Annotated in this window: 1 protein-coding gene; it reads left to right on the forward strand. The window is 46.5% G+C overall.

All coding sequences use genetic code 11. The features are described from left to right. Nucleotides 1–5897: DUF637 domain-containing protein (locus ACFIL3_RS08380; protein WP_375682070.1), on the forward strand; the 5897-nt coding region annotated here is incomplete at both ends.

The following is a 5897-nucleotide window of genomic DNA, read 5'->3' on the forward strand; positions in this document are numbered from 1 at the left end:
GCGGGGGGCATGCTCACAACCTCTCAAGAGAGCACGATTTTAAGTTATGATGTGGTTTTAAGTGCTGATGCTTTAACCCAAGCAGGGATTGTGGAAGCTCAAGAAGGAGCATTAACCCTTCAAGTGCGTGATGGGGTTATCAATAGCGGCACAATGCGCGGTGAGAGTGTCGATGCTCATATTGGTGCATTTACCAATCAAGGGACGTTTATTGCAACCGATGATTTGCATTTGATGGTAAGCACACAAGAAGGCGCCGATCCGCAACAAGCCTTTCTGAAGAATACATCCGAAGGTGTCCTTCAAAGTGGTGGCGTTTTTGTTGTGACCGCAGGGCAATTAGACAATGCCGGTGTGCTTGGCTCTAGTGGTGAGAATGTTGCCCTCAATGTGGCAGGGAATGTCAGCAATAGTGGGCTGATTTACGCCAAAAAATCTATGGACGTATTCAGTGATGGTGATTTAACCAACACACAGGGCAGAATGATTGCAGAAGAGGCTCTCAGCATTGGTGGGCTGAAAGAGACACGTGCTGGTCATATAAATAATGAGGCTGGTCTTCTCAGTGCTTTAGCCGGTGAGATGAAGATTGTTGCAACGTCTTTTGTCAATAAAAGCGCTGAAACGACAAATTCAGAGCAACAAAACGCTACACATGATGAAGGTGCGCATGTTTTAGCGCGGGATGGTTTGCGCATTGATGTGGGCAGTTTTGAGAATGTTGATGGTCTTATTTCTACGCAAGGGGCAGTCAATATTGTTGCTGATAGTGTGATCCAAGCAGGGCACATAGAGATTGAGCGTGGTGACCTTCAACTGACCAGCCACGGTGATTTAAGCAATAGTGGCACAATAGAAAGCAATGATACCATTGCTTTGCATGCGCAAACAAATCTCAGCCAAACGGGGCGCATTGTCTCTAAAAAGCGGATAGAGCTTTCCAGTGATGGCATATTGACAATGGGCGAGACAAGTGAGGTTGGCGCCTATGATGTAACGCTGAAGGCAGGCACACTCACCCAAACTGGGCTTGTGGAAGCGCAAGGCGGGGTACTGACTCTCAACAGTCATGATGTTTTAAGCAATTCCGGTATTATGGTGGGCGGTGTTGTTGATGCGAAGCTTGGGTCTTTAGCCAATTCCGGTCAGCTTTTAGCCAGTGACAGTTTTACGCTTATAGCAGAAAGCCATGATCCGTCATTGGGGCAAGTTGCTCTGGTTTTAAATGGTGAAGACGGAGTTCTCAAAAGTGGTGGTGCTTTTGTCTTAACCGCAGATGTTTTGGACAATGCCGGCAGTATTGGTTCAAGTGGTGATGGGGTTGCGCTCAATGTGAGCGCTGATCTGAGTAATAGTGGGCTGATTTATGCCAAGAAATCTGCCATTTTCTCCTTAGATGGGGATTTTATTAATAAGTTTGCCGATGTCATTGCTGAAGACAATCTCATCATCCGTGGTTTAAGTGGAGAGCGGGCTGGTCATGTGATCAACAGCTCGGGTCTTTTAGAAGCCGTGTCAGGCGATATGATCTTCGATGTCTCAGCTCTCACCAACATGCGCGAAGGTGGGGTCGAAGTTAGCGATAAAGTGGTGAATCGCAATGTCTATGAAACATCACATACCGAAACAGATGGGTGGTTTCTTGTTGATACAACTACCACAACTACCAGAGTTACAACGACGGTTAGTCAGCAGCAGCCTCATTTTACCAATAATGCTGCCCAGATTTTAGCAGGGCGTCATCTCACGGTTCATGCCGGCGATATCCGCAATAGTTATAGTTTAATTGCTGCCAATGGCAACATTGTGATGCATGGCGATACGCTGCTCAATGAGGGGCGTGATTTAACCGAAACAACCAAGATTGAGACGACAACACGCATTGAGACTACATCTGGTGATATTTTGGGTGCAGGGGTGGCTCAAATAGGAGATACAGACACATCGGAATATGTTGATGATCCTGTAATAATCACGCGCACTTATGATGCTGTTTACGGCACGATTGAAGCTGGTGGCACGCTTGATGCCAAGTTGACAGGCTATATTGACAATCATGCGGTGCGTGAGGGGGTTGAGCAAGTTGGCTTAAGCTCTGGCGATAAAGGGTTGGCTGGTGTTAAAAACACCGATTTTGACGGTTCCAAACCACTGATTAGTGATGATCGATTGGACGGTATTATCAATGGTTTGAAAGGGCACAAAGGGCTTTTTGCACCAAGCACAAAAACACCCGCACCAGAATCCATACAAGTGCCAACGCAAGATGGGCTTAACTCTGTTAAGACAGAATTGGACCAGACCCAAACACCGGATGTGCCATTTTTAGTCGAGACGCGACAGGACTTTATCAACCCAAGTAAATTTTTGGGATCGGACTATTACTTAAAAAAGATTGGCAATTATAAGCCTGAGAACGTGTTTAAAAGATTAGGGGATGCTTATTTTGAATATCGTCTGGTGGGTGAGCAAATCTTTGAGCTGACAGGTAATCGCACTCTTCTTGATGTTGAAGATCCCAATGCTCAAATGCAAAGGCTCTATGACAATGCTGTGGAGCAGCAAGATCCCTTGGGGTTAGAGCTAGGCAAGCCCTTAACGCCTCAGCAAATTGCTGGGATCAAAAATGATATGATCTGGCTTGAGACCCACCTTGTCGATGGACAAGAGGTCTTGGTACCTCATGTTTATTTGGCACCAAACACTTCTTTAGCACAAGATGTTTATGGGGCAAAAACGCAGCAAGGAAACTTCGCCAGTGCTAGAATAAAAGGCAATGGCGTCACTATAGAGACGGACCGTTTTGCCAATAGCGGCACCATATCAAGTAATGGTGCATTGCATGTTTCGACTACGCAAACTTTGTTTAATGATGGTGGTTTTTTGCTTGGCAGCGGTGCTGTAGATCTCAGCAGTGGCGATCTTTTAGCCAATTCTTCCGGTGTTATTCTGGGGGATATCATCACCCTCAATGCGAAGACAATCATTGATGGGACTGCAAAAATCCGTGACACGAATGAATATGGTTTTGTTGATCGCAGTGGGCAGCAGGCTCAAATCATTTCTATACAGGATTTAAACATTCACTCCCTTGGCGATTTAAGCATGACTGGTGGCCAATGGAGCAGTGGCGGTCCGATGACGGTGATTGTCGATGGTTCTGCTACGTTTGGTTCATTAGTGCTAGAGAGTGACCATAAGGAGACATTGGAAAAAGGGCATTATAACGCCCAAAGCAGTGAGCACCGTTTGACAGAAGTCAACAGTGATGGAGATTTGACCATTGTCACAGGTGGTGAACTTAACCTTGGGGGAAAGTTTAAAGCCAAGGGCAATGGGGATTTCACCAGTGGTGGCGCTCTCAACGCGATTTCAGAGCAAGATTTTAACAGTTTTGATTTGGATCTGAGGGGCAAAGAAGGCGACAAATCGAAGCAAAAGAATAAGTTTCGTCAACAATCAACAGAAGTTACTACAAACAAAACCACGATAGAAGCAGAGGGCAACCTCTCCATGCACGCGCAAAATGGGGATCTCACGCTTGATGCGGCAGGGCTATCAAGTGGTGGTCAGACGCATTTGGCATCAGATACGGGAAAAATCAAGTTTCTGACCAACAAGGATCAAGATTTTAAGGACGTTTATCAGCGTAATGAAAACCTTGTGTGGTGGAGTGAGAGCGATAAAGGTTACCTTAAGGAGACCATCGAACATGTCACCATAGATGCTAAGGGTGGCATAAAGCTTGATGCGGGTGATGGCTTCGTTGTTGAGTATCAGGCAACCGGTGATTTAGACAAATCCCTTGAGCAATTGTCTCGCTCTCCAGGCATGGCATGGATCAAGCAACTGCGTGATGATCCAGAATTATCCAAGCAAGTGGATTGGCAAGCAGTTAAGGCTGAATTTAAAGACTGGGATTATAAAGCCCAAGGGCTGACAGAAGCCGGTGCGGCTCTCGTGGCATTGGCTGTCACGGCGGTTACGGGTGGAGCAGCCTCGGGCGCTGCCAGTGCCATTACCGGTGCTTTGGGGCTTGGCTCGAGCACCGCCATGAATGCAGCGATACAGGCTGGTGTCCAAGCGCTGATTAACAAAAGCGCTGTGGCTCTTGTCAATAATCGCGGCAACATTGCCGGTGCCTTGCATGAGCTTGGCTCTTCAAAGAATGTTCTCAGCATTGTTTCGTCGATGTTGACAGCAGGCTTAACCAGCCAACTAACGGAAATGGCAGGTGTTGGACAATCTTTGCCAAAAACCGCTCCTTTTGTCGATCGTATCGCCAGTGAAGCGGAAAAGAACCTGATCAAAGCCGCCATTGGCACAGGCGTTCAAACGGCTCTTGAGGGTGGCTCTCTTGACAAGAACTTTTTTAACAATCTGCGCATCGCCCTGTCTGATACGGTTGGCAAATCGTTGGCGGAAGAAATCGGTACCGCCAAGGCTGAAGGCAAAATAGATACGGTCACGCAGATCGTTGCCCATGCAGGACTTGGCTGCTTAAAAGGCGCTGTTGCGAGCGGTGCTTGCACAGCCGGTGCTGTGGGGGGTGCTGTGGGCGAAGCCACCGCTATGCTCCAGTTTCAATTGTGGGTGCAAGGCATTGTGAAAGAGGAAATGGGGGATCTAAACGGTCGCACCCCTACAGCGGAAGAGGAAGCGCGTATAAACGCAAAGATTGATGCGCAGTTTGCTGACTTTAGAGATCACACCATTGATGTTGCAAGGGCTGCCGGGGGCGTTGCTGCCGCCATTGCCGGTGGCAATGTTGATGCCGGCGCCGATGCCGCTGGTAATGCCGCTGCAAATAACTTTTTGGGTAGTGCACAACGCGCTCAGATGAAGAAAGAGTTAGAAGAATGCCCTGATGATCAGTGTCGAAGAGATGTTAACGAAAAATGGTTCGAGATTGATGAACAACAAGATAGAACTTTTGCGACAGGAATTATGGCTGGTCTCATTGCCGATGCACCAATCAAGCTATACGAGTTAGCTGATGGCGCTGTGAAGAACATGATGTTACAAATAATGATATTTGCTAGCAATCCATGGGGGGGCGCGAAAAGGGCTGTTAAAGACATTGAAACAGGAGCGTCTTGGGTCGTGAGTGGACATGTGATTGATGATGCCTGGGAAGGTGCTGGTCAATTCTGGGGAGGTGTTGAGGATGCGTTTATAGGGGATATAGATTACGTAAAAGAGAATCTTGAAAAAGCGGAAGTTAACGGAGCTTTTAATGCTGGTTTTGAAACTGGAAGATTATCAGCCGGAGTATTAGAAAACTTTGCTGGAGGAGCTGGAGCAGCCAAGGGAGCTATAAATCTTGGCAACAAGGCTGTGATCAAGTTCATTGCTAGGAAAGATTTTGCCCAATTCGCTTCCAAGAAAAATCTTGCCAAACTTGCAGCTCAAGGAGATCCTGACAAACTTGCGGCGAGGAAAGAACTGACCAAACTCGCTGCTAAAGAAAAAAAGCTTTGGTTAAAAAAGAAACCCACTAAATTTACCGATAGCAAATTTGGACAGACCTACACAGTTTATCGGAGAGACGATTTGTTTGATCCTAACCAAATTGTTAATTGGACAGTAAAGAAGAAAAAGGTGTGGGGTACCAATATTGAAAGGACAAAAACAGGAAGAGCACCTATGGGGTTTGATGGCAAGCCTGTTGAGTTGCATCACCTAAAGCAAACCCCCGATGGACCCCTAGCGGAAATTAGCCATGAATTTCATAAAAAATATACTTCTGTTATTCATGCTAATCCAAAAACACATCAATCGCTTATAGAGAGAAAAAAGTTTGAGAAGCAGAGAGAGGAATATTGGAAAGAATACGGCAATGGGCATGGAGAACAAAAAAACAGTAGTTTAGGAGGAATAATCAATATGAAATGGGG

The organism is Bartonella sp. CE47NXGY (assembly GCF_042195415.1).
Taxonomy (GTDB): Bacteria; Pseudomonadota; Alphaproteobacteria; order Rhizobiales; family Rhizobiaceae; genus Bartonella.